The organism is Geminicoccaceae bacterium, assembly GCA_020638465.1.
Classification (GTDB): domain Bacteria; phylum Pseudomonadota; class Alphaproteobacteria; order Geminicoccales; family Geminicoccaceae; genus JAGREO01.
In genome coordinates, this window is the sequence record JACKIM010000001.1 from 565725 (window position 1) to 589594 (window position 23870).

Annotated in this window: 24 protein-coding genes; 13 read left to right on the forward strand and 11 right to left on the reverse strand. The window is 63.6% G+C overall.

Features of this window, described 5'->3' with window-relative positions; translation table 11 throughout:
- The first annotated feature begins 45 nt into the window (after positions 1-45).
- Entirely contained in the window at positions 46-1098 is a 1053-nt protein-coding gene (locus H6851_02725; protein MCB9942527.1) for an A/G-specific adenine glycosylase, read from the forward strand.
- A gap of 12 nt (positions 1099-1110) precedes the next feature.
- On the opposite strand, the gene H6851_02730 is transcribed toward H6851_02725, so the two are convergent.
- Positions 1111-1482: a YraN family protein gene (locus tag H6851_02730; protein ID MCB9942528.1), complete on the reverse strand. Its 372-nt coding sequence runs from the start codon at positions 1480-1482 to the stop codon at positions 1111-1113.
- A 7-nt stretch (positions 1483-1489) separates the two neighbouring features.
- Complete coding sequence (gene rsmI / locus H6851_02735; GenBank protein MCB9942529.1) at positions 1490-2458, reverse strand: 16S rRNA (cytidine(1402)-2'-O)-methyltransferase; 969 nt, start codon at positions 2456-2458, stop codon at positions 1490-1492.
- On the opposite strand from rsmI, the gene H6851_02740 reads away from it, so the two are divergent.
- Together H6851_02740 and H6851_02745 are read left to right on the forward strand one after the other, a co-directional pair.
- A complete protein-coding gene (locus tag H6851_02740; protein MCB9942530.1) occupies positions 2424-3719 on the forward strand; it encodes a penicillin-binding protein activator in 1296 nt (431 codons plus the stop codon). The genes rsmI and H6851_02740 overlap by 35 nt on opposite strands.
- Before the next feature lie 98 nt (positions 3720-3817).
- The gene (locus H6851_02745) at positions 3818-5590 is read left to right on the forward strand and encodes a diguanylate cyclase (GenBank protein ID MCB9942531.1); all 1773 of its coding nucleotides are present in this window, start codon (positions 3818-3820) and stop codon (positions 5588-5590) included.
- A gap of 33 nt (positions 5591-5623) precedes the next feature.
- On the opposite strand, the gene H6851_02750 is transcribed toward H6851_02745, so the two are convergent.
- A complete protein-coding gene (locus H6851_02750) occupies positions 5624-6388 on the reverse strand; it encodes an SDR family oxidoreductase (protein ID MCB9942532.1) in 765 nt (254 codons plus the stop codon).
- A gap of 128 nt (positions 6389-6516) precedes the next feature.
- Between H6851_02750 and H6851_02755 the strand changes: the two genes are divergently transcribed.
- The 5 genes from H6851_02755 (at position 6517) to H6851_02775 (ending at position 10996) form a co-directional block, all read left to right on the forward strand.
- Complete coding sequence (locus H6851_02755; GenBank protein ID MCB9942533.1) at positions 6517-7335, forward strand: hypothetical protein; 819 nt, start codon at positions 6517-6519, stop codon at positions 7333-7335.
- 117 nt (positions 7336-7452) lie between these two features.
- A complete protein-coding gene (locus H6851_02760) occupies positions 7453-8586 on the forward strand; it encodes an ABC transporter permease (GenBank protein MCB9942534.1) in 1134 nt (377 codons plus the stop codon).
- Between the two features lie 4 nt (positions 8587-8590).
- Positions 8591-9370, forward strand: a complete 780-nt coding sequence (locus H6851_02765) for an ABC transporter ATP-binding protein (protein MCB9942535.1) — start codon at positions 8591-8593, stop codon at positions 9368-9370.
- Between the two features lie 4 nt (positions 9371-9374).
- A complete protein-coding gene (locus H6851_02770; protein ID MCB9942536.1) occupies positions 9375-10349 on the forward strand; it encodes an MCE family protein in 975 nt (324 codons plus the stop codon).
- A complete protein-coding gene (locus H6851_02775) occupies positions 10346-10996 on the forward strand; it encodes a membrane integrity-associated transporter subunit PqiC (GenBank protein MCB9942537.1) in 651 nt (216 codons plus the stop codon). Before H6851_02770 ends, H6851_02775 begins: the two co-directional genes overlap by 4 nt.
- A 102-nt stretch (positions 10997-11098) precedes the next feature.
- Here H6851_02775 and H6851_02780 read toward each other — a convergent pair whose 3' ends face one another.
- The 4 genes from H6851_02780 to H6851_02795 form a co-directional block, all read right to left on the reverse strand.
- Complete coding sequence (locus H6851_02780) at positions 11099-11839, reverse strand: peptidase (GenBank protein ID MCB9942538.1); 741 nt, start codon at positions 11837-11839, stop codon at positions 11099-11101.
- 64 nt (positions 11840-11903) lie between these two features.
- A complete protein-coding gene (locus H6851_02785; protein ID MCB9942539.1) occupies positions 11904-12713 on the reverse strand; it encodes a transglutaminase family protein in 810 nt (269 codons plus the stop codon).
- 12 nt (positions 12714-12725) lie between these two features.
- A complete protein-coding gene (locus H6851_02790) occupies positions 12726-13664 on the reverse strand; it encodes an alpha-E domain-containing protein (GenBank protein ID MCB9942540.1) in 939 nt (312 codons plus the stop codon).
- Positions 13664-15085, reverse strand: coding sequence for a circularly permuted type 2 ATP-grasp protein (locus tag H6851_02795; protein ID MCB9942541.1), 1422 nt, complete (start codon positions 15083-15085; stop codon positions 13664-13666). Before H6851_02795 ends, H6851_02790 begins: the two co-directional genes overlap by 1 nt.
- Before the next feature lie 167 nt (positions 15086-15252).
- On the opposite strand from H6851_02795, the gene H6851_02800 reads away from it, so the two are divergent.
- Positions 15253-15987: a DUF1194 domain-containing protein gene (locus H6851_02800; protein ID MCB9942542.1), complete on the forward strand. Its 735-nt coding sequence runs from the start codon at positions 15253-15255 to the stop codon at positions 15985-15987.
- Between the two features lie 12 nt (positions 15988-15999).
- On the opposite strand, the gene aspS is transcribed toward H6851_02800, so the two are convergent.
- Entirely contained in the window at positions 16000-17805 is a 1806-nt protein-coding gene (gene aspS / locus H6851_02805) for an aspartate--tRNA ligase (protein ID MCB9942543.1), read from the reverse strand.
- Between the two features lie 116 nt (positions 17806-17921).
- Here aspS and rnd point away from each other — a divergent pair, with 116 nt between their 5' ends.
- Together rnd and H6851_02815 are read left to right on the forward strand one after the other, a co-directional pair.
- On the forward strand, positions 17922-19082 hold the full coding sequence (gene rnd, locus H6851_02810; GenBank protein MCB9942544.1) for a ribonuclease D: 1161 nt from the start codon (positions 17922-17924) through the stop codon (positions 19080-19082).
- Between the two features lie 47 nt (positions 19083-19129).
- Positions 19130-19954, forward strand: a complete 825-nt coding sequence (locus tag H6851_02815; GenBank protein ID MCB9942545.1) for a sugar nucleotide-binding protein — start codon at positions 19130-19132, stop codon at positions 19952-19954.
- A gap of 3 nt (positions 19955-19957) precedes the next feature.
- On the opposite strand, the gene pdxY is transcribed toward H6851_02815, so the two are convergent.
- Complete coding sequence (gene pdxY / locus H6851_02820) at positions 19958-20812, reverse strand: pyridoxal kinase PdxY (GenBank protein ID MCB9942546.1); 855 nt, start codon at positions 20810-20812, stop codon at positions 19958-19960.
- Positions 20813-20913: 101 nt separating this feature from the next.
- On the opposite strand from pdxY, the gene pdxH reads away from it, so the two are divergent.
- On the forward strand, positions 20914-21552 hold the full coding sequence (gene pdxH / locus H6851_02825) for a pyridoxamine 5'-phosphate oxidase (GenBank protein MCB9942547.1): 639 nt from the start codon (positions 20914-20916) through the stop codon (positions 21550-21552).
- Positions 21553-21568: 16 nt separating this feature from the next.
- Here the strand turns inward: pdxH and H6851_02830 are convergent, their stop codons facing one another.
- Entirely contained in the window at positions 21569-22723 is a 1155-nt protein-coding gene (locus H6851_02830) for an aminotransferase class I/II-fold pyridoxal phosphate-dependent enzyme (protein ID MCB9942548.1), read from the reverse strand.
- A 72-nt stretch (positions 22724-22795) separates the two neighbouring features.
- On the reverse strand, positions 22796-23032 hold the full coding sequence (locus H6851_02835; protein ID MCB9942549.1) for a hypothetical protein: 237 nt from the start codon (positions 23030-23032) through the stop codon (positions 22796-22798).
- A gap of 11 nt (positions 23033-23043) precedes the next feature.
- On the opposite strand from H6851_02835, the gene H6851_02840 reads away from it, so the two are divergent.
- Positions 23044-23829, forward strand: coding sequence for a hypothetical protein (locus H6851_02840; GenBank protein ID MCB9942550.1), 786 nt, complete (start codon positions 23044-23046; stop codon positions 23827-23829).
- Positions 23830-23870: the final 41 nt, after the last annotated feature.

Here is a 23870-nt window from a genome sequence, read left to right on the forward strand (position 1 = left end):
GTCCTTGCATGTCCTGGCCCGCCTTTCACACCACGGACCATGTTCATGCCGGAATTCGTCGCCCTGCCCGCAGCCACGACCACACTGAAGGCTGCCCTGCTCGCCTGGTATGACCGCCACAAACGCGAACTTCCATGGCGTGGATCATCGACAAAGAGAGTTGATCCATACCACGTTATGGTCAGTGAGTTGATGTTGCAACAGACTACCGTCAAGACCGTAAAGACTCGGTTTACGGGATTCATTGAGCGATTTCCGACAGTTGCCATTCTGGCATCGGCGCCTGAAGATGATGTTCTCCATGCGTGGCAGGGGCTGGGCTACTATCGCCGTGCGCGTGCGTTGCGCAACGCCGCCAGGGTGATCGTCGACCGGCACGATGGCGAAGTGCCGGCGTCGGTGGAAGCGCTCCAGGCGCTGCCCGGTATCGGCAACTATACCGCCAGAGCCATCGCCGCGATGGCATTCGACATCCCGGTCATTCCGGTGGACGGAAATGTTCGACGAGTGTTGACCAGACTGGCGGCCGTCGACCTGCCGGCGGCAAGGTTGGCAAGGCCCGTGGAACGACTGGCTGATGCCCTTGCCTCCGACCTGCGCCCGGGCGATTCGGCGCAAGCGCTCATCGAGCTGGGCGCCTTGTGCTGTCGACCGCGAAGCCCCGAATGCGGCACCTGCCCGTGGAAGGACCATTGCATCGCTCATGTCCGGGGCCTGGCCGGCCTGCTGCCCCGGCCTCCGATACGCAAGGACAAGCGTCACCTTTTTGCCACAGCGTGGCTTTTTCGTCGCGACGATGGTGCGATCCTCCTGCGCAGGCGACCGAAGGACGGACTCCTTGGCGGCCTGATCGAACTGCCGACCTCGCCATGGATCGAGGAAAACACCATGGCGGGGCCAGGATGGGGCGGCGATCTCGCCCTTGTCCCCGGAACGGTGACACACGTCTTCACCCACATCCGCCTTGAACTGCACCTGATGCGCGGACATTGCGAGGTGGCGGCAGACGGTTTCTTCCACTCCGCAGACCATCTCGATGAACTGGCCTTACCGACATTGACGAAAAAGCTGCTGCGTCACGGTGGCATCGACTGCTGAGCTGCCCCGCCATCAGGAATCCGGCCGGAAGGCATCCTCGACATGAACGATGCGCCATTCGCCGACCGCAATCAGGTCGAAACGCAGGTCGAGCCGCTCGACGGATGGAAAGCGCTGCATGAACACCTGCGCGGCGCGCATGATCCTGCGGCACTGACGCCGGTCCAGCGCCTCCAGCGCCCGATCCAGATGCCGGCGACGCTTCACCTCGACGAAGGCGACAAGCCGTCCCCGGCGGGCGATGATGTCGATCTCCCCCTGCCCGGTGGCATAGCGCCGGGCGAGAATCCGGTAGCCCTTGAGCCTCAGGAACCAGACTGCAACGGTCTCCGCCCTCCGCCCTGCCCGTTCGCTGCGGTGCCGTTCGAGAGATGTGGGCGCCATCCTGTCCTCACGTCTTGAGCAGAAGGGCACGATCATACAGCAGATCGCGCGAAATGCCGGTGGCCCGCGCCACAATCGCGGCGGCGCGGCCGGGCTTGTTATCGATCAGCGCCCGGCGCAGGGCCTCGTCTATCTCTTCGTCGCCCGGCATCGGCCGCGCCTCGTCGCCGGCAGCGATCAGCAGGACGATTTCGCCGCGAAGCGCCGGTCCCGCGGCGATTTCCGCCGCCAGCGCGTCGAGCCTGCCGGTACGCACCTCCTCGTGAAGCTTGGTCAGTTCTCGCCCGATGGCAGCCTGTCGCGGACCCAGGATCCCGGCACAATCGGCAAGCGAAGCGCTGATCCGCGCCGGCGATTCCAGGAAGACCAGCGTCGCATCGAGGGATCGCAATGCTTGCAGCGCACTCCGGCGCTCGGTCGCACGTGACGGCAGGAAGCCCGAAAAGAGGAAGCGGTCGGTGGGCAGGCCGGCGATGGACAAGGCCGACACGACGGAACAGGCACCGGGAACCGAACGTACTGGAATACCTACTTCGCGTACCGCCCGCACGAGCTTGAACCCCGGATCGGCGATGCATGGCGTTCCGGCGTCGGATACCAGCACCATGCTCTCGCCCGCCAGCAGACGCTCGATGATCTGTGGCCGCATCCGTTCGCCATTGTGGTCGTGATAGGGCAGGAGCGGTCGTTTCAGCCCCAGCAGATGCAGCAATCGTCCGGTCACCCGCGTATCCTCGCACAGGACCAGATCCGCTGCGGCCATGACCTCGCGCGCCCTTGAGCTGATGTCGCCGAGATTGCCGATCGGCGTGGCCGTCACATACAGCCCCGGCGCGAGTTTACTTGTCGAAGTGTCTGCATTAGCTTGATGAACACTCGCAGCGCCGGTTTCGGCGACGTTTGTCGTGTCATCACGCCTCTTGCTCCGGACGAGGTCTCGCGTGTCATTCCGCTTCCCAGCCAATGTTCTGCCCATCCTGCCGCTATTCCTTCTGGTGACGGCTTGTGCCCCATCGCAGAGGACTGCGCCACCCATCCAGCCCCAGTTGACGCCGCCTCCATCGGTCGCCAGCGCCGAACCCGCCAGGCCCGTGCGCACCGGACCGGTCACCGTTGCCCTGCTGCTGCCGCTTTCGGGCCAGACCGCGGCATTGGGACAGGAGATGCTCAACGCTTCGATGATGGCCATCTTCGATGTCGGCGAGACCGACATGCAGGTCCTGCCGTTCGATACCGGGGGAACGCCCGAGGGTGCGACCGAAGCCGCCCACCAGGCAGTCGAGCGTGATGTCGAACTGGTCCTCGGTCCGCTTTTCGGCGCATCGACCGCGGCAGCCGCCCCGATCGTCCGCGAGGCCGGCCTCTCGATGATCTCCTTTTCCAATGATGCGCGGGTCGCCGGGAACGGTGTCTATGTGCTCGGTTTCCGGCCTGAGGAGCAGGTCGAGCGCGTGGTCGCCTATGCCCGCCGGCAGGGCCTGTCGCGGATCGCCGCAATCGCCCCGGATGACGCTTATGGCGCCCGCGCCATTGCCGCCTGGCGCGCGAATGTCGACCCCGCCGAAAGTGGTTCTCTCTATGCGTTCTACCCCCCCGACGAGAATGAGCAGGCGCGGGTGATCCGCGAATTCACCCGCTACGATGCGCGCAAGGCGGCCCTCGAAAGCCAGGTTTCGCGGCTGTCGGGCAGGAGCGACGCCGCCTCGCGCGGCGAACTGGCGCGGCTGCAGCAGCTCGACACGCTGGGCGATCCGCCCTTCGACGCGATCATGATCGCCGATCACGGCAGCCGGCTCAGAAGTGCAGCCGCCCTGCTCGCCTATTACGATGTCACCGCCCGGAACACCCGGTTCCTGGGCACGATGCTATGGCAGGCCGATCCGCGCCTCCTGATGGAACCCGAATTCCAGGGCGGCTGGATCGCCAATGTCGCTCCGCGCGACGACGAGATCTTCTCCGGCCGCTACGAGCGCCTCTACAGCGCGAAGCCCAATGCATTGGCGGGGCTGGCCTACGATGCCACGGCGCTCGCTGCCGTGGTCGCGCGCACCGACCGGACGTTTTCCGCCGACTATCTGACCGATCCGGCAGGCTTCATCGGCCGTGCGGGCATCTTCCGCCTCGATCCGGACGGGCTGGCCGAACATGGGCTGGCCGTGCTTCAGGTCAATCAGGGAACGACCACCGTTCTTGAGGATGCGCCGCGCAGCTTCAATGAGACACAGCTAACGCAATAGGCGACAAATTTATAAAACATCTCATCGCAGGTGTTTATTTTTTCAAGATTTTCCTATATGACATATGGAGAATTCAACCAAAAGTTATCGAGATACGAGTGCAAACCAAAGACGGATCAGGCAGCTCTGCGGACACGACAACGGTTGCGACCCGTGGCTACGGCCTGCAGGAAGGCGAGCAACCCTATCTGCGGCTGGTCGAGGTCGAGCCGGAGCTCGCTGATCCTCTCCTGCTGTTGATGTCGCGCCGGCAGCCGGTGACTGTCCGTATCCTGATCGTCGACCACGACGAGGCCGATTTTTATCTGGTCCGCCAGCTTCTCGAACGGGCCGTCGACACCCGGTTCGAGATCGAATGGGCGCGCAATGGCGATGCGGCCTTGCGCAAGTTCAAGAACACCGTGTTCGACGTCTGCCTCGTCGAATACCGCCTGCCCGGCATCGACGGCCTCATGCTGGCGCGCCAGACCCACGCGCTGGGTCACCGGCTGCCCATCATCCTCATGAGCGGTGAGCCGGACGAGAACACGGGATACGCAGCGCTCGAACTGGGCCTGGCCGACTACCTGGACAAGGAGGAGCTTGAGGTGGACCGGCTGGAGCGGCGCATCCGCTTCGCCCTCGCGCGCGAAAGCGGACTGGGACGGCTCGGCTATCTCTGCCACTTCGACGAGCTCACAGGCCTCGCCAACCGCACGCTGCTCAACGACCGCTTCGCCCGTGCACTGGCCGCATCGCGCCGGCACCACACGCGTACCGCCGTCATCGTCGTCGACCTCAACGGATTCAAGACGATCAACGATACCCACGGGCACGCGGCCGGTGACCGTGTACTCAAGGCCATTGCCGAACGGCTGGGGCGGTGCCTGCGCGAAACCGATACCGTTTCACGCATCGGGGGCGATGAATTCGTGCTCCTCGTCGAGAACCTGCGGCAGACCGATGATGTCGTGGTCGTCGCCGTGAAGGCGCTCGAGATGATCAGGCAGCCCGTCTACTATCGCGGCTGCTCCATCGACGTTTCGGCGGCCCTCGGCGTCTCCATCTATCCCGACGACGCCGGCGATCCGCCAGAGCTCCTGCGACTGGCCGATACGGCGATGTATCGGGCAAAACGGCAGGCGATCCCATGCTGCCGCTTTCACGATCGCGCCCTCGATCGCAAGGCCAATGACGACAGCCTGCTGGAGTGCGACCTGCAGGAAGCCATCCGTTCGGGATCCCTGTCCATCGAATACACTCTTCAACGGCGGCTCGACAATGCCGGTGAAATGGACATGGACGCGGTGATCACATGGCCGCATCCGGAATTCGGGCTCCTGCCCTGCAGCCGTTTCTCCCGGCTTGCCGAACAAGGCGGCCTCGTTGAAATGCTCACCGAGTGGATGATCGACACCGCGATTACCCAGATGGACCAGTGGTGCAGGCAGGGCAACCGCCATCGGCGCATCACCCTGCCCCTGCTGTCGCGCCGGCAGCTGGCATGGAATGCCATCGTCGACCGCATCACGGCCCGTCTGGATGCCCACGGTATCGCCCGCGACCGCATCGAACTCGCCATCGATGAACATCTCCTGCTGGACGAAATGCGGGCCGGCGGTGAGACATTCGGGAAATTCGCCCAATCGGGCCTGCGCATCGCCGTGGCGGAGTTCGGTTCGCATACGGGTTCGCTGACCCTGCTTCGCGACGCGCCGTTGCAGACCATCCGCCTAGCCCGCGAACTTCTCGAACATGCGGCCGGAGACAGACATCGGCGGATGTTCGTCGACGCGACCATCGGCCTGGCCCGCAGGCTCGGCTATGCGATCGTGGCGCCCGATGTCGACGAGCCTGCCGTGCTCGACATGCTCGCCTGCTACACCGGTTGACGGGCACCGCCCTTGCGCTGCGGCCTGTCACGTTCAGGCTGGAAGGCCCGCCATCATGTGCCGGCCACTGTCGATCGCGATGCACTGCCCCGTCATGCTCGGCGTTTCCATGATGAAGCGAACGGCCCTCGCGATCTCGCCGGCATCGCTGCGAATGCGCAACGGCGTGCGTTCCACCCGGTCGTCAAACCCGGGATCGCGACCGTCGTCGGGAGGCATCACCAGACCGGGTGCCACGGCGTTGACGCGAACGGCCGGGGCAAGGTCGCGGGCGAGGATCATGGTCGCCGCATGGAGCCCCGCCTTGCTCAGGTCATAGGAAAGATATTGTCCCGTCGGGGAAAGTACCCGCTGGTCGATGATATTCACGATCTGCCCCGCCCGTCCCGGCGGAAGGGCATCGTGAAACATCGAGCAGAGCAGGAGCGGCGCTTCGAGATTGACCGCCATGTGCTCGCGCAGGTTCGACAGGTCGAAGCCGGCCAGCCGGTCGTTGCGAAAGATCGCGGCATTGTTCACCAGCATGTCGATGCCGCCGGCCTTTTCGCAGGCGCGCCCGAAGGCCGCGCGCAGGGCATCCGGGTCCGCCAGATCGGCGGGCATGGCGATCACCTCGCGCCCGAAACCGGCGACCTCATCCATGACCTGCAACGCCGCCTCGTCGACCTGACGTGAATGGAGAACGATGTCGAGCCCGGCACGCGCCAGTTCGAGCGCAATGGCCCGGCCGATGCGTTTCGAAGCTCCCGTCACCAGCGCTGTCCGCGGATGCGGTGAAATCGTGTCCGGACGTTTCATGTGAACCTTCCTGCCATTGCCGTGTCATCATTCCCCATGTCCCGATCGACTTCATCCGGCTATGGAAAACGGAGCGGAACATTTCCATCGTCGTTTGCAGTGCGTTGACCGGTCGGAGGAAACTCGGGATGAATTTCGTGGTTGGCGCGGCCGCCGTCTGGGCTGCGGCGGCGGGCGGCCTCTATCTGCTTCAGGACCGGCTGATCTTTCCGCGCGATGCGACCCCCGCTCCCGTCCACCCGCTGCCGGACGGTACCCGGAAACTGGAACTGCGCACCACTGACGGTCATGCGATCCACGGTTACCTGCATCGGCGGCCCTCCCGCAATCGCGATCTCCTTCTCGTGTTTTCCGGCAATGCATGGAATGCGGCGGACTGCTTTACCTTCACCACACAACGCCTGAACGATATCGATATCGCGGCTTTCCACTATCGGGGTTATCACCCGAGTGAGGGGAAACCCGGTCAGCAGGCCCTCTTCGACGATGCCCTGCTGATTTACGATACATTGGTGAAAAGTCTTCAGCCGGCCAGGGTCTACACGATCGGGTTCAGTCTCGGCTCCGGCGTCGCCGCCTGGCTGGCCTCGCGCCGCCCGGTTGCCGGCCAGATTCTCGTGACTCCGTTCGACTCCATCGAGGAGATTGCGCGACGGCGATATCGTGTCATTCCGGTGAGCATGTTGTTGCGCCACCCGTTCCGCAGTATCGAACATCTCCGTTCGGTCGATATCCCCACAGCCGTCATCGCTGCCGGAGATGATCGCGTCGTGCCACCGGAACGCACCCGGAGACTGATGACGGCATTGAGAAATATCGTCATGTACGAGACCATATCGGACGCCAGCCACAGCGGTATCTACGATATGGAGATCATCGACAGACTGCTCGCAAACGCGCTCGCTGCAATCTCCGGTCGTCCATTGGGGAATTTCGCCAAACCGTGAATTTCTCAATCATTGGTGGGTGCGACGAGACGATCGAAAACCGGGCGTTGCCACAATCCAGCCAAACTGTAGGATCCAGCCCTCAGGATCGTCGAGGTGTGGGAATTGTCGGCTTCGTTGAAAGTATTCAGTCAGGGAAACGTTCGGGTCATATTGCCTGCGGGTGACTGGAACCTGTCGGCGGTTGCCGCGATCGACCGCGAATTGCGCAATTTGGTCGATCCGCTCGTCAAGGGCGGCAACGGGGCGACCGGCCAGGTCCGCATGGCCATGGAGAGTCTCGGCAGGCTGGACACGGCCGGGGCTTGGCTGATCGCCCGTACCATCAAGGAACTCGAAGCCGCGAACATTCCGGTCGAACTCATTGATGCCGATGACGAGCAGAAGGCGCTCATCGACCTGGTGCGCAATGGCGTCGCCTGCGAGCCGTCACGGGATCGTGAAGTGCACGCGATCAAGCGCGGCATCGAACATCTCGGACAGGCGACCGTCCGCGCCATACAGGAAGGTTACACCCTGATCGCGTTCTTTGGCGCGGTGGTATGGACACTGTTTGTCAATTTTTTCAAACCGTCGACATGGCGCATTACGGCGATATTCCACCACCTCGAACATACCGGCGTGAACGCCATCCCGATCGTCACGCTGATGTCGTTCCTCATCGGCATCGTCCTGGCGTATCAGGGCAGCAGCCAGCTGACCCAGTTCGGGGCCGAGATCTTCACGGTCAACCTGCTGGCCGTTTCGGTATTGCGGGAACTGGGCATCCTGATGACCGCGATTGTCGTCGCCGGCCGCTCGGGCAGTGCCTTCGCCGCGCAGATCGGCATGATGAAGGTCAACCAGGAGATCGACGCGATGCGGGTCATCGGTCTCGACCCCCTCGACGTGCTGGTAATGCCACGTCTCATCGCCCTGATGATCGCCCTGCCGCTGCTATTCTTCCTGGCGATCGTGTCGGCTCTCGTCGGCGGCGCCCTGGTCGTGGTCTTCGGCCTCGACATTCCCATGGTCCAGTTCATCCGGCAATTGCAGAGTGCTGTCGGAGCCGAGGCGCTGTTCGTCGGTCTCGTCAAGGCGCCGGTCTTCGCGTTCCTGATCGCCCTCGTGGGCTGCTTCGAGGGATTGCAGGTCGAGAACAATGCCGACAGCGTCGGCGTGCAGACGACCAAGGCCGTCGTGGTGACGATCTTCCTCGTCATCGTCGTCGATGCCATCTTCTCCATCCTCTTTTCGGTCCTGGGTATCTGAACGCATGTCTTCGCAACCCGTCATCCGGATTCGGGGCCTGCGCACCCGCTTCGGTACCAAGGTCATTCATGACGATCTCGATCTCGATGTCAGGCGCGGCGAGGTTCTGGCCATTGTCGGTGGATCGGGCACGGGCAAGTCGGTCCTGCTGCGTCACATCATCGACCTCACCCGGCCCGATGCCGGCGAAATCACCATCTTCGGCCAGCAGATGATCAAGCTGAACCGTGAGGACCGGCGCCAGTTGAGGGCACGGCTCGGCGTCCTGTTCCAGGATGGCGCGCTGTTCAGTTCGATGACCGTGGCCCAGAACATCCAGATACCGCTGAAGAACCACCTGAAGCTCCCGGAACACCTGCTGCACGAGATCGCCGGCCTCAAGCTCGAACTTTCCGGGCTGCCGGCCGACGCAGGTGGCAAGTATCCGAGCGAACTCTCGGGCGGAATGCGCAAGCGCGCCGGGCTGGCGCGCGCGCTGGCGCTCGACCCCGAACTGCTGTTCCTCGACGAACCCACGGCCGGCCTCGATCCGGTCGGTGCCGCCGAGTTCGACGCGCTCATCCGCTCCCTGCAGGAAAATCTCGGTCTCACGGTCGTGATGATCACCCACGACATGGACAGTCTTGCCGCAATCTCGGACCGGATTGCAGCACTCATCGACAAGAAAGCCACAGTCGGCACGATGGAAGAGCTCCGCGACATGCCCGATCCCTGGTTAAAAGAGTATTTTGGCGGACCCCGCGGACGCGCCGCGGCCATCAGTCACGAAAGGGGGAGTCACTGAACCCATGGAAAACCGTTCGAGTTTCTTCCTTGTCGGTGTCTTCGTGCTGGTCAGCATGATCGGCCTGATCGGTCTCGCCTCATGGCTGGCCAAGCGCAACATCGACAAGTCCTACGATCTGTACGAAGTCGCGTTCTCCGGTTCCGTCAATGGCCTGCAACAGGGCAGCACCGTGTACTACCGGGGCGTTCCGGTCGGGCATGTGCGCGATATCCGCATCGACCCGGAGAATATCACCAAGGTGCTGGCACTGATCGAGGTCGAATCCGAGACGCCGGTCAAGAGCGACACCACCGCCGAGCTGACGATGCAGGGCGTCACCGGTCTTGCCAGCATCGAATTGCGTGGCGGGTCCAACGAGAGCGCCAACCTCGAACCCGGCCCGGATGGCAAACCACCGAGGATGAACGCCGCGCCATCGGCCATCGAGAAGTTCGTCGAATCGACGCCGCAACTCCTCGCACGGGCTTCCGACCTGGCCGAGCGCCTCGGCAGTCTCGCATCCGACGACAATTTGAAGGTGATCTCGGCGATCTTCCGGAACGCGGAGAAGACGATGGCCAATCTGAGCGAGAACAGCGGCAAGTTCGACAAGGTCATCGACAACACCATCACCGCCACCGAAGACCTGTCCGAAGCAGCCGAGAGTGCCCGGCAGCTCATGCCGCAGTTCGCGGCGCTGGCGACGACCCTGAATGCGCAAACCGAGTCCATCGGCACGGATGCCAGCGGAGCGCTCGCCGAATTCAACGAGGCGGCCAAGGCGATGAAGAACCTGGCCTGGAGACTCGACCGGACTGTGGAAGGTATTCAGAGACCACTTGATGACTTTGGTCAGTCAGGTCTCTATGATTTCTCCGAGATGGTGAGAGAAATGCGCCAACTGGTTGCATCCCTGACCCGTATAACAAAGGAATTCGAACGTGATCCTGCCGGCTTCCTGATCGGCGGCAGCCAGAGGGGGTTCGTGCCGAAATGATGATGCAGCGACGACAGGCTCTGGCAGTCTTCGGCACCGCGATGCTCGGCGGCTGCAATGCGCTCCAGTATGTCACCAACCGCGAACCGCCGACACTGTTCGAACTCACGCCGAAGACGACCTTCGACGAATCCCTGCCCAGGACCGGCAGTGCCATCGTGATCGATGCTCCGACGGCAACGGCAGGGCTCAACACCGCGCGCATCGCCCTTCGTCCGGACGCGACCCGGCTCGAATACTATGCCAATGCGATCTGGGTCGATGTCGTTCCGGTCATGGTGCAGAATCTGCTGACCGAATCGCTCGACTCGACCGACCGGGTCGATGCGCTGTCGCCGATGGAAGCGTCGGGCATCCGCGCAAACTACTCGTTGCGCATGTATATTCGCGAATTCCAGGCGGAATACGACGAGGGTACCGACAAGCCGCCGATGGTCCACGTGAACACCGAGGTCCGGCTTCTGGACATGCCGAGACGGGATTCGCTGGCGACCGTATCGTTCGAGCAATTCGAACGCTCGAAGGGCACGAGCATCTCCGAAGTCGTCCTTGCCTATGACGAGGCGCTGGGCAAGGTGCTCAAACGTCTGGTCGACTGGACCATCAAGAGCATCATCACCGCGAACGAGGCCGGCAGTACGGACTGAGCCCGGCGGGCCGACCTGGCGTCATGCCATCGGGGATTTCCCCTGTCCCTTAACAGCGTGTTAACATCGGCCGGGGACAGGGAGAACGGCAGGCATGGAGGCTCACAGGGCCCGGTAGTCCTCCCATGTCGGATCGGGGATCGAACGGTAGGCGTTACGCAGCGCTTCCGACCAAAGCTCGCGGATGTTCTGGAAATACAGGTCATCGAAATCGATCCGCCGGCGTAACGCGACGCGCAGGGTGTCACGGCGGTAGACCAGAAGGTCGATCGGAAGGCCGACGGTCATGTTGCTGCGCAGCGTGCTGTCCATGGAGATCAGTGCCAGCTTGACACCATCGCCCAGCGTGGTCTCGTACTTGGCCGCCCGGTCGAGAATGGGCTTGCCGTATTTGTGTTCGCCGATCTGCAGGAACGGGGTGTCCTCGGTCGTTTCGATGAAATTGCCGGCGGAGTAGACCAGGAACATGCGCATGCGGCGATCGGCAATCTGGCCGCCCAGCAGGATGGAGACGTCGAACGGCACGCCCTGGGCCTTCAGCGCTTCGCCATCGCGCTTGAAGACCTTGCGGATGGCCGCTCCGACGAGTTCCGCCGCCTTGAACATGCTCGGCACGGTGTAGAGAGTCACGTCATCGGGATCTTCGCCTTCCGCCAGAAGGCTCATGACGGACTGCGAAACGGCAAGATTTCCGGCCGTCATGGCAACGATCAGCCGTTCGCCCTCGTTCTCGAAGACATGCAGCTTCGAGACTGTCGACACATTGTCGACGCCGGCGTTCGTACGGGTATCGGCCAGCATCACGAATCCCTCGGCGAGATCCAGCCCGATGCAGTAGGTCATTCGAGTTCTGCTCCGTTATTCGCGTCTTTACCGAAGTCTGGCAACTCGGCTTTTGGACAACATCTTATTGTTGGGACTGTGCCATCTGGACTTGCACCCGCACTTCGAGGCTTTCCTCACCGGCGCCACCCCAGATACCGCGAACGGGCGCCGCCGACCAGTAGTCAAGGCCGACCGCCGTGCGTACGTAGAACTCGCCCGGGCAGACATTGTTGGCGGGGTCGAACCCGACCCACCCCAGTTCGTCGACAAAGGCCTCGGCCCAGGCGTGACTGGCATCCTCGTCGTGGTCCGTGCCGGTATACAGGTAACCGCTCACGTAGCGCGCGGGAATGCCCATGATGCGTGCGCAGGTGATGAAGACATGGGCATGGTCCTGACAGACCCCCGCCCCCAGGGCCAGTGCCTGGTCCGCCGTCGTGCGAACCTGAGTGGCACCGATCCTGTAGTCGATGCGCTCCCGCACGAGGTTCATGAGCTCGTGCAATCGATCCAGCGTGGGCGCCCTCGATACCCTGCCGGCAAGGTCTTCGAGCGCCTCGGTGGGGTGGGTGAGGTCCGTCGAGCGCAGGAAAAAAACCGGCGGCAGCGTGCCATGGCTGACACCGACGATGCCGTGGGTATTGCGCGTCTCGACTTCGCCCTCGACGAAAATCGCCGTGCGCTCGCGGGCCTTGCGCATGGTATGGACATGGATGACGTTGCCGAAGCCGTCGGACGTGACCATGAGCGGACGCCTGTCCTCGCCCTTGATTCGCCAGTTGACGATGTCAAGGCCATCGAAAGGCCGTGGTGTCATGCGCACAAGCTGCATGGCGTGAATTACTACACCCGTATAACTGTAGACTGTCCGGTGGCGAATGTGCAGTTTCATGCCCGTCTCAAGTCAGGTGAGATAAAACGTGGTGATTTCTTCGCCCAATACGGCAATTCGATCAATATGATCGGTCAGAAATTCGTGCAACCCCGTCTTGAGGATATCATCGATCCGGCCATAGCGCAGCCCGGCATGCTGCACGCCCGCCAGCCGGTGACATTCGCCGCTGCGACCGCCATGGGCATTCTGCAGGCGGTCGAGCGTGCTCGTGACCTGTTCGCTGCATGCGCGCATCGACCGGGGCATCTCCGGCCGCAGGATCATCATCTCGGCGATGTTCCAGGGACGGATACGATCCTTGTAGAGGACGTGATAGGCCCGCCGGGCGGAAACGGCGCGCAGCACCGAGACCCACTGGTAGAAATCGACCACACCGCCGACCTTCTCGTAGCTGGGAAGGAGAATATGATATTTCACATCGAGGATGCGAGCAGTGTTGTCGCTGCGTTCGAGGAAGCAGCCCAGCCGCAGGAAATCGTAGGCCTGGCTGCGTAGCATGGTATTGTTATATGCGCCGTTGATGAGTAGCGCGCGCATCTTGATCCAATCCAGCGTCGGCCCGAGACGATCGCTGCCGAAATGCCCGCCTTCGAGACGCCGGGCCTCCAGATAGGTGCTGTTGATGGCATCCCAGGTATCGCTGCTGAGGGCGCTGCGCACGGCGCGGGCATTGGCGCGCGCGGTTGCCAGGCTCGCCAGGATGCTCGACGGGTTGTCGCGGTCGACCGACAGGTAGTCGATCACCGCATGGGCGGTTACCTCGCCATGCTTGGCGAAGAACTCGTCCTCGCAGCCGGCGGCGATGATCGCGGATTTCCACTCGCCCGCCCCCTCGGAGGTCGGCAGCATGCTCATGTGCTGGGCGACTTCGATCAGCCTGGCGACGTAATCCATGCGCTCGATGTAGCGGCCCACCCAGAACAGGCTGCTTGCGGTACGACTAAGCATCAGCGACGAGCCTCTTTGCCGGTATCGGTGAGAACCCAGGTATCCTTGGTGCCGCCACCCTGCGAACTGTTGACCACCAGCGATCCTTCCTTGAGCGCCACCCGCGTCAACCCTCCCGGCACGATACGGATTTCGGAACCCATGACGATGAACGGGCGCAGGTCGACATGACGCGGTGCAATACCGTTCTCGACAAACGATGGACAGGTGGAAAGCGCAAGCGTCGGCTGGGCGATGTAGTTGCCGGGATCGGCCTTCAGCTTGAGCCGGAAATCCTCGATCTCGGCCCTGCTCGCATGAGGGCCCACCAGCATGCCGTATCCTCCCGAACCGTGCACCGCCTTGACCACCAGCTCGTCGAGGTGCTCGTGCACATAGGCCAGACTGTCGGCCTCGCTGCACCGCCAGGTCGGCACATTCTTGAGAATGGGAGCTTCCCCCAGATAAAAACGTACCATTTCGGGAACATAGGTGTAGATGGCCTTGTCATCGGCAATCCCCGCGCCGACGGCATTGGCGAGGGTCACGTTGCCCGCCTTGTAGGCGTGGAACAGCCCCGGAACACCCAGCATCGAATCGGGGCGGAACACCAGCGGGTCGAGGAAGTCGTCGTCGACCCGCTTGTAGATGATGTCGACCCGCTTGCGGCCCTCGGTGGTGCGCATGTAGACGACCAGGTCGTCGACCATCAGGTCGGCTGCCTCGACCAGCTCGATGCCCATCTCGTCGGCCAGGAAGGTATGTTCGAAATAGGCGCTGTTGTAGGGCCCCGGGGTCAGCAGCACGACGGTCGGATCGTTATCGCAGTTGTTCGGCGCCACGGAAGAGAGCATTTCCAGCAATTCTTCCGGATAATGCGACACCGGCGCAATGGCGTGGCGCGAGAACAGTTCCGGGAACAGCCGTATCATCACCTCGCGGTCCTCAAGCATGTAGGACACACCCGACGGCGTACGGCAATTGTCTTCGAGAACGTAGAAATCCTCGGGCCCGACCCGGACCATGTCGATGCCGGCGATATGGGTGTAGACATCGTCCGGGACGGTGACCTGCTCCATCTCCGCGCAGAAACTCGCATTGTGCAGCACGAGGTTCTCGGGCACCACGCCGGCCCGGATGATCTCGCGCCCGTGGTAGATATCCTTGATGAAGGCATTGAGCGCCCGGACGCGCTGCTCGAGCCCGCGTTCGAGGAATCCCCACTCGTTCGCATCGAGCACCCGTGGAATGATGTCGAAAGGAATCAGCCGTTCCGGATCCCCCCCTTCGAAGTAGACCGCGAAGGTGATGCCGATGCGCCGGAACAGGGCTTCCGCATCGAGGCGCTTGCTTTCGAGGATCTCGGGCGAGGTGGTTTGAAGCCAGGTACTCAGGGCCTCGTAGGCAGGACGACATTCCCCGTCACCGGCCATTCCGCGCATTTCATCGAAAACCACAGGACATTTCCTCCCGTTCGGGGCCATTTGCCACCTTGCTGGCAATGATGATCAAGCAAAAGCCATGCCTGTCAACGGACAAACACGGCGCGCGCCCCCACAACCCGCTTGCGGCCCTTGCCGCTCGACTTCAGGAGTGCAAATGTCACAGCATGAACCGTATCGCCGCTGCCGTCGGGTTGATCATGCTGCCGCTTTCACAGGCAATGGCAGCCTCGGTCATGCCGGTGACGGATCTCGCGATCGTGCTGGCCATCGACGGTTCGTACAGCGTCGATGACCGCGAGCATGCCCAGCAGATCATGGGCACCGCGAGCGCGTTCGCGTCGAAGGACGTCCGCGACGCCATCGACGCCCTGCCGCACCGGCGAATCGCCATCACGCTGATCCAGTGGTCGGATCAGGACAGCCAGGTGACGTCGCTGCCATGGTCGGTCATCGAGGGCGGCACGGGCGCGCTGCAGCTTGCCGACCGGATCGCCGGGATCGAGCGCGAGACCCGCGACGGCGGAACCGCCATCTCGGCTGCGGTGAGCTATGCACTGCTGGCGCTGGAACGCTGCCCATGCATCACCGACCGCCGCATCATCGATCTGAGCGGCGACGGCCGGCAGAACGCGGGACCGCCGCTCGACCTGGTACGGCAACGGGCCGCCGGTCTCGGCGTGACCATCAACGGGCTCGCCATCGCCAATGAGGTGAGCACGCTGGACTATTATTTCGAGCGCCGGCTCATCACCGGATCGGGAGCCTTTGTCGAAAAGGCCCGCGACTACGGCGACTATGCCCGCGCCATAAAGCGCAAGCTGTTGCGCGAACTCTCCGCGGGAACCGTCATGAACGCTCCACGGCCCGGCGATCCCGCAACGGCGCCGCGGAGGTCCTGAACGATACGGCCGTCAGCCTTCGCCGCCCGCCTTCTTCTGCAACAGCTCTCGGGTGGCGATCGAAAGCTGGATACCCAGTTCCTTGAGCTGGTGTTCGGTTACCGCCGAGGGGGCGCCCAGCAACAGCTCCTGTGCCTGCTGATTCATGGGGAACGCCGTCACCTCGCGGATGTTCTCCGTGTCCGCCAGCAGCATGACGATGCGGTCGAGCCCCGGGGCGATGCCGCCATGCGGCGGGGCACCGAACTGCAGCGCCCGGTACATGCCGCCGAACTTCTCCTCGACGACCGCGAAATCGTAGCCGGCGATCTCGAAGGCGCGCTTCATGATGTCCGGGCGATGGTTGCGGATGGCTCCTGACGACAGCTCCACGCCGTTGCAGACGATGTCGTACTGATAGGCGAGGATGTCGAGCGGATCCTTCTGCGCGAGCGCCTCCATGCCCCCTTGCGGCATCGAGAAGGGGTTGTGCGAGAAAATGACCGCCTTGGCCTCCTCGTCCCACTCGTACATGGGAAAGTCGACAATCCAGCAAAACCGGAAGATGTCCTTCTCGCACAGGTCGAGTTCGCGCCCGACCCGGTCGCGGGCAGATCCCGCGAACTTGTAGAACTTCCTCGGATCGCCCGCGACGAAGAACGCGGCGTCACCGTCACCCAGGCCGAGTTGTTCCCGGATGGCCGCCGTTCGCTCCTCGCCGATATTCTTGGCAACGGGACCGGCCCCCTCGCCGCCATCGCGCCAGAAGATGTAGCCGAGGCCCGGCTGCCCCTCCCCCTGTGCCCAGCCATTCATGCGGTCGCAGAACGCGCGGCTGCCGCCGGTACGGGCCGGGATCGCCCAGACCCGGTTCTTCGCGTCCCTGTCCAGCAGGCCGGCGAACACCTTGAAGCCCGACCCGCGGAAGGGCTCGGAAACGTCCTGCATCTCGATCGGATTGCGCAGGTCGGGCTTGTCGGTCCCGTACTTGCTGATCGCGTCGCGATAGGCGATCCGCGGAAATGGCCCGGGTACGCTCCAGCTGGAGAATTCCTCGAACAGGCCATGCATCACCGGCTCGACCGCGGCGAACACGTCGTCCTGGGTGACGAACGCCATTTCCAGATCAAGCTGGTAGAATTCGCCGGGACTGCGGTCGGCCCGTGCATCCTCGTCGCGAAAGCACGGAGCGATCTGGAAATAGCGGTCGAAGCCCGACATCATCAGCAGCTGCTTGTACTGCTGCGGTGCCTGCGGCAGGGCGTAGAAGCGACCCGGATGGACACGCGAGGGGACGAGATAGTCGCGCGCGCCCTCGGGGCTGGACGCCGTCAGGATCGGGGTCTGGATCTCGGTGAAGCCGATCTCGACCATGCGACGGCGGATGCTGGAGGTCACCGCCGACCGCAGGCGGATCTGCCGTTGCATCTTGTCGCGGCGCAGGTCGAGGAAACGGTACTTCAACCGCGTCTCCTCGGGGTAATCCTGCTCGGAGTTGACCTGCAACGGCAGCGTTTCGGCCTCGCTCTCGATGATCAGCTCGTCGGCAACCAGCTCGATCTCGCCCGTGGGAAGATCGGCATTGACGGTATCGTCGCTACGCGCCACGACATGCCCCGTGATCGTCAGGACGCTCTCGTTGCGTGCCCGCTCCGCCTGCTCGAAGAACGGCTTTTCGGGCTGGAAGACGATCTGGGTGAGTCCGGTGTGATCCCGCAGGTCGATAAAGAGCAACTGGCCGTGATCGCGTTTTCGGTGTACCCAGCCGCTGAGTCGGGCCGTCGAACCAACGTCGTCCTTACGCAGTTCGCCGCAGCGATGTGTTCGATAGCGGTGCATGGAAGCTTCTCTGCTCGAAGAGGTCCAAGGGAACGGATGAACATCCCGTCGAAATCCGCCGGTAAAGGTCACGAAGCCCCTGCTCGTGTCAAGCATCGCAGCGAGGGGTGGCGCCCATGACCCTCATCCAGGACAGCCCGTCCGTGGCCGATGTCTGCAACCGGCTGCGCAAGGAGCCCTTTGTCACGGTCGACACGGAATTCATGCGCGACCGGACCTATTGGCCGCAACTGTGCCTTGTGCAGCTTGGCGGCGAGAAGGAAGCCGTGGCCATAGACCCGCTCGTGCCGGGAATCGACCTTTCCCCACTGGTCGATTTTCTCCTGGATCGGACGGTCATCAAGGTCCTCCACGCCTGCCGCCAGGACATGGAAATCTTCTATCACCTGTGCGGTCGCGAACTGCCGCGACCGATCTTCGATTCGCAGGTGGCGGCCATGGTCTGCGGTTTCGGCGAGGAAGTGGGTTACGAGACGCTGGTCAACAAGCTCGCCGGCGCCCGCCTCGACAAGACCTCCCGCTTCACCGACTGGTCCAAGCGGCCACTGAGTGCCAGGCAGCTGGCTTATGCGCTGGGCGACGTTACCCATCTGAGACTGATCTTCGAAAAGCTGGCCAAGCGCATCGAGCGGGATGGCCGGGCCGGCTGGGTGGAGGAGGAGCTTGATGCCTTCCTTGACCCGTCGCTCTACGAACTGGCGCCTGCCGACGCATGGAAGCGCTTGAAGTTCCGCTCGCGCGAGCCCCGGTTCATCGGACTGGTGCAGGCGATCGCCGAGTGGCGCGAACGCAAGGCACAGACAAGGAATGTGCCGCGCAATCGCATCCTGCGCGACGATCTCATCATGGAACTGGCTGCCAACCGCCCGAAGAGTGCCGAACAGCTACGTGACCTGCCGCGCATCAATCTCGACCGCGAGAGTGTCGCCGAAATCGTCGCAGCCGTGGAGGAGGTCATGGCCAGGCCGGCGGACCGGCTCCCCTCCCCCCCGGTGTCCGAACCGACGCCGCGCGGCGTGGGGCCATTGACCGACCTGCTCAAGGTGCTGCTCAAGCTGTGCGCCGAGGAGAGCGACGTGGCCCAGCGCCTCATTGCCACCAGCTCCGACCTTGAGGCCCTTGCCCAGGACGACAATGCCGACATCGGTGCCCTGAAAGGCTGGCGGCGCGAGATCTTCGGCAACAAGGCGCTGGCGCTCAAGCATGGCCGATTGGCATTGGCGGCCAATGGCAACCGGATTCGAATCCTTGAACTGGATGATTCGAACGGCTCCTGATCCTTGATGCAGTCCTTCAGGTTGCAATACTTCGGCGATACGCTATCTTGACGCGCATGGTCAGGAATGACGTCACTGCGCTCGTCATCGGCTCGAAGGGGATGATCGGCCAGGCCCTGGTGGCAACCGGACTGGCGGGCTGCAGTCATGCCGCCCTCCGCGACGGGATGGACATTCCCTCTTCACTGCGCACTCTCGTTCACGCCGGGCGCGACCCCAGGCTGGGAACGTCCGACTACGACATCGACAATGATATCGAGAATGTCGCCGCACGGATCGCAGTGGAGCGCGACCTCCACTACATCATGCTTTCCAGCCGCAAGGTCTATGGCGACGCCCGCTCGCCCATCACCGAGGAAACTCCTCTGCGGCCGACAGATCTCTACGGTCGACAGAAACTGGCGATGGAAGAACGCCTGCGGGAGCGCCTCGGCTCGCGCCTGACCATTTTACGCATTTCCAACGTGTTTTCCCTGGAACCCGGCCGCCGCAGCTTCTTCGGCATGATGCTCGACCGGCTGGCGGGCGAGGGGGAAATCCGCTTCGACATGTCGCCCCTCACCGCCCGCGACTTCATCCCCCTTGAACTGGCCGCCGACATCATCGCCGCCATCGCCGTCGCACCACCCGGCGGCGTCGTCAACATCGGCTCCGGCGTACCGCTGCCCACCGGCGATCTCGCCCGCGCGGTCATCGACGGCTTCGGCTCCGGCCGGCTCGTCAGCACCGACCTGACCATCCGCGATGCCTTCGTGCTCGACGTCGCCAGCATGTATGCGCTGACCGGCCTGCGGGTGACCCGCCAGCAGATCCTCAACCATGCCCGCCGTATCGGCGAAAGACTGCGCGCAGACCGCCTGCCGGCGGATTGACCGTCAGTCCGGCCGTCGTGCCGCCAACCGCCCGGACGGCCGTACCAGGAAGTCCTGTGCTTCGACCAGCAGCAGTTCCCCCGACCCCGCCTCGCTGGTGATCCGCACCAGATCGACCATCGCCGACACCGCCAGTTCCAGCGCCTCGCACAGCGAACCGGAGCGCAGGAAATGCCCGAGGAACAACGCCGCGAAACTGTCGCCCGTGCCGCTCAGCGCGACCGGGACCCTGTCCTGCCAGACGATCCGGCACTCGTCCGCCGCCACCACGAGCGTACCCAGCTTGCCCGGCCGTTCCCCGACCTCGACACTGGTGACGACCACGGCCTTCGGCCCCATCCGGCGCACCTCGTGCGCGGCGGCCACCATGTCTTCCAGACCTTCCGGCTCCCGTCCCGTCAGCACGCCGAGCTCGAAACGGTTGGGCGTGACAATGTCGGCCCGCGGCACGACCTCGTCGCGGAAGAACGCGGGAATGGCCGCATCGACGAAGAACCCGCAATCACTGTCGCCCATCACCGGATCGCAAAGATAGAGGGCCTGCGGTACCTGCCCGCGCAGGCGATCCAGCGCATGCAGCACCGAACGCCCCATGCCCGGATCGCCGAGATAGCCGCTCAGCAGCGCGCGGCAATCCGCGAACGCCCCGACATCGGCCATGCCGTCGATGATGCCGCTGACGTCGGCGGGCGACAGTTCGATGCCTCGCCAGCGGCCATATCCCTTGTGGTTGCTGAGCGTGACGGTATGCACCGGCCAGACCTCGAAGCCGAGCCGCTGCAATGCGAACACCGCAGCCGAATTGCCGACATGGCCGAAGGCCACATGCGACTGGATGGAAAGAACAGCTTCGCTCATCGGCACCTCGGGATCCGCGTCACCCGCAGGCAACCGCGATTGGCTCTTGCATGTCGTCCTCATTCGGCGATCGTGGGGCAAGCTGCAACGGAGATCCTGTCATGCTGCTCGACCCCAGCGAAATGCGCCAGAACTACGATCGCGACAAACTGCTCGAAGACATGGTCGATCCCGACCCCATCCGTCAATTCGCGGCATGGTTCGAGGATGCCCGCAAGGGCGAACTGATGGAACCCAATGCCATGAGTCTTTCCACCTGCACCAGCACCGGCAGCCTTTCCTCGCGCATGGTGCTGATGAAGGGCTTCGACGAGCACGGCTTCACCTTCTTCACCAATTACGACAGCCGCAAGGGCCGCGAGCTCGCCGACAATGCCCGCGCCGCCCTGCTGTTCTGGTGGGACCGGCTGCATCGCCAGGTGCGCATCGAGGGCCGGGTCGAGCGGGTCGACACGGACGAATCCGACAGCTATTTCTCCAGCCGTCCGCATGGAAGCCGCATCGGGGCGACGGTCTCGCCGCAGAGCAGGGTGATCGATGGCCGCAAGTGGCTGGAGGATGAATTCGCCCGGACGGAAAAGGAATATCCCGACGATGTTCCCCGACCGGAGCATTGGGGCGGCTACCGGGTCGTTCCCGAAATGATGGAATTCTGGCAGGGGCGAATTTCCCGCTTGCATGACCGCCTCGCCTACAAGCGGGTCGGCGGCGGCTGGACCATCGAGCGCCTCGCACCCTGATCCGCCGCCGCCTTGCTCAGGCCGACCGGCTCGCCTCGATCGCGGCTGCGAACTCGGTCGTGAGCTGGTCGATGTTCTCGACTCCCACCGACACCCGGATGAAGCCCTCGCCGATGCCGAGCGCCTCGCGCCCTTCCGGCGTCAGCACCCGGTGCGACGAACTCGCCGGATGGCTCAGCGTCGTGCCGATGTCGCCCAGCGTCGGCGCGAAGGCGATATGCTCGGCCCGGCGCAGGAAGGCGTTGACCGCCGCCCGGCCACCCGCCAGCGTGAAGCTCACCATGTTGCCGAAATGCCCGGCATTGCCGCCCAGCAACGCCACCGCACGGGCATGGTCGGGATGGCTCTCCAGCCCGGGATAGAGCACGCTTTCCACGCCGTCCTGCGTGGAAAGGAATTCTGCCAGCCGCTTCGCATTGGCCAGTGCCCGCTCGAATCGCAGCTCGAAACTGTACAATCCCCGTTCGGCCAGCCAGCAGTCGAACGGGCTGCCGGTCAGCCCCCAGGTCACCGCCGCGTCGCGAAAGGCGGTGTTCCTCTGCTCGTTGTCCCCGACGATATAGCCCAGCGTGACATCGGCATGCCCGGCCAGCAGCTTGGTCACCGAATGAATGACCACATGGGCACCATGCTCCAGCGGGCGAAAGGCCAATGGCGTGGTGAAGGTGTTGTCCACCGCCAGCACCAGCCCGTATCGCTCGGCGATCCGCGCCAGCCCCTCGATATCGGCGATCCGCAGCGTCGGGTTGGACACCAGTTCCACCAGCAGCAGTCTCGTCTCCGGCCGGATCGCCGCCTCCACCTGCCCGGGCCGCGTCGCATCGGCCAGCGTCGCCGCGAAGCCCATGCGCGGCAGGTCCCGGGTCAGCAGCCGCTGGGAACGACCGTAGAGCTGGTCGCCGGCGACGACATGGTCGCCCGCCTCCAGCAGGCCCAGGAACAGCGCGGATACCGCCGCCATCCCCGATCCGGTGATGACCCCGCCCCTTGCTCCCTCCAGCCAGTCGATCTTCTCCGCCAGCATGGCGGCATTGGGATGCCCCTCGCGGGCATAGGTGAAGCCCTGTTCGCGCCCTTCATATTGCGCGTCCAGTTCGTCGGCATCGGTGGAACGGTAGACCACCGACGGCCAGATCGGCGTGACCACCGGCCGCGACACCGAGACCGGCACCGCCTGCCGCCGCACGAGGGAACGGGGATCATGCGTCACCTGGGTTGTCCTCTCTCACATCGGGATATTTCATCATTCCAGACCTTCTGCCACCGGCGATACGTCCCGCTCCATGGCCATCGCCCGTTCGGCAAGACGCGGGGCTTCCGGCGGACAAATTTCCAGAAGTGGGTCGAAACGTAAATATGCTGACTGCTGAAGGCCAGTTCCGGCATGGCCGGCAAATTCCGGAACTGCAAGCGCGGAGAGGGGTACAAGATTGCGAAAATAAGTTTTTATTCCTTGACTCTTGTGCTGTCTTTCCATCATAACCTCCCCCCATGTCCCACACCCCCACCACACCCCCCATATTGCCGCGCAAACTCGCCGGCCGGGTCTTTCGCTGGGGCGCGCCTCGCTTCCTGAAGGTGTGCTGGCTGGTGGCGACCGGGCGGCGCGGCGTGCTGTCGGGGCCGGCGGTCCGGCTCGATGTGGCGGAGGTCGACGGGCTGGAACATCTGCCGCATGTGGCGGGTGTCCTGTCGGCGATGCGGGCGGGACTATCCCCACATGGCGGACATGGCCTTCGGGCGATCCTCCACCGCCTGCTGCTGTTCCACTCCCGCGACTGGTTCCGCCAGTTGCAGGACAACTCCCTAGCGCAATCCGTCGCATCGGCGGATGGTGCCGAAAGGGCATGGCTGGATCGTGCCGGACGCAGGGGAATGGGGAATGTCATCACCTCGCTGCTGAAGTCGGTGGCCAGAGGGATCGATGTGCCGGATGTCTGCCCGGTGCCATGGTCGCTCACGGAGGACACTCCCGGGGCGGCGAAACCCGCAAGGGCGAGGAAATCCCGCAGCGAGGAGGAAAGGCTCCGCGCAAGGGGACGGTCCCGCCTGTTGAAAAGTCTCCACGAGCATATCCTCGACGCGATGATGACGACCCCGCAGGCGGGAGCGTTCGCCATCTTCGCGCCGGACGAGTTGCGCCTCATCCGTGCGCTTCCGCCCGGCGATTTCCCCGACCTGCCGCCGCCACCCGTGCGGCCCGTGTCGGCGACGCGGCCGCTGCCGGTCTGCAAACCCCATCCGGTATTCGGAAAATCGCTCTCCGGCATCCCCTGACGCCTTCGTGCGAGTCGATTCTACAGTGGAAATGATGGAAT